This window comes from Pseudoroseomonas cervicalis ATCC 49957 (assembly GCF_000164635.1).
Lineage (GTDB): Bacteria > Pseudomonadota > Alphaproteobacteria > Acetobacterales > Acetobacteraceae > Pseudoroseomonas > Pseudoroseomonas cervicalis.
In genome coordinates this window covers 1-1,324 of record NZ_GG770795.1, presented here as the reverse complement: position 1 = coordinate 1,324, position 1,324 = coordinate 1, and the positions used below count along the sequence as shown (strand labels likewise).

The window sequence follows — 1,324 nt, the reverse complement described above, 5'->3', positions numbered from 1 at the left end:
CGGGCGATCGCCCTGTGGCGCGGCCATGCGCTGGAGGGGCGCTGGGTCTGGTGGTGGAAATCCTGGCGCGACCGGCAGGCGCTGCGCCGCTACCGCCGCGCCCGCGCCTGGTCGCCGGAGGAGGCGGCACTGCCGATCGCCGCCACGCCGCCTTCCGCATCGGCGCCACCACCCCATCTGCGGGCGGAGGCGCCGGATCCCGCGGCGCAAAAAACCGCACCGACCCCGCCACGAACCGGCTTCGGCCGCGTTGCAGCCCGAAAGGGGGCCCGCCCGCCCGGCGCTCCCACCCGCTTCCTCCCCCAGCCCTGAAGGAGCCGCCCATGTCCCGCCCGATGGATGCCGCCCGGCCCGGCCTCTCTCGCCGCGCGCTGTTCGCCCTGGGCGGCGGCGCCCTGGCGCTGCCCCTGTCGCTTCCCCTGGCCCGCGCCGCGCGGGCGCAGGACCGGCCCGTGGTGGTCGGCTCCAAGCTCGACACCGAGGGCGCGCTGCTCGGCGAGATGATGGCCCAGCTGCTGGAGGCCAAGGGCAGCGCCGTGCAGCGCCGGCTGCAGCTCGGCCCGACCCGCATCGTGCGCCAGGCGCTGCTGGCCGGCGAGATCGACCTCTACCCCGAATACACCGGCAATGGCGCCTTCTTCTTCCAGATGGAGGACGACCCGGCCTGGCGCGACCCGGCCCAGGCCGCCGCCAAGGTCCGCGCCCTGGATGCCGAGCGCAACAGGCTGGTCTGGCTGGAGCCGGCGGCGGCCAACAACACCTGGGCCATCGCCGTGCGGCGGGACCTGGCGCGGCAGGCCAATCTGCGCACCCTGGAGGATCTCGCCCGCCACCTGCAGGCCGATGGCAGCTTCAAGCTCGCCGCCTCGGCCGAGTTCGTCGAGAGCCCGGCGGCGCTGCCGGCCTTCCAGAAGGCCTATGGCTTCACCCTGCCGCCGGCGCGGCTGCTGGTGCTCTCCGGCGGCGACACGGCGGTGACCATGCGCGCCGCGGCGGAGCGGCTGAACGGCGTCAACGCCGCCATGGTCTATGGCACGGATGGCGCCATCCAGGCGCTCGACCTCGTGGTGCTGGAAGACCCCAAGGGGGCGCAGATGGTCTACCAGCCGGCCCCGGTGGTGCGGCAGGCGGTGGCCGAGCGGCTGCCGCAGTTGGCCGAGTGGATGCGCCCGCTCTTCGCCTCGCTGTCGCGCGAGACGCTGCAGCGGCTGAACCAGCGCATCGTCGTCGATGGCCAGCCGGCGCGGCAGGTGGCGGAGGCGCATCTGCGCGGCCTCGGCCTCGCCCGCTGAGCATGGCGCCACGCCAGGCGGCGCTGGCGCCC

General features: G+C 75.3%; 2 protein-coding genes. Both read left to right on the top strand.

Translation table 11 applies throughout. The features are described 5' to 3' along the window. The coding region (locus HMPREF0731_RS25985; protein ID WP_211207968.1) for a hypothetical protein at positions 1-312 on the top strand (312 nt) is incomplete at its 5' end. Between the two features lie 11 nt (positions 313-323). Beyond that, the gene (gene osmF / locus HMPREF0731_RS19065) at positions 324-1,292 is read left to right on the top strand and encodes a glycine betaine ABC transporter substrate-binding protein OsmF (RefSeq protein ID WP_007005844.1); all 969 of its coding nucleotides are present in this window, start codon (positions 324-326) and stop codon (positions 1,290-1,292) included. Positions 1,293-1,324 lie beyond the last annotated feature (32 nt).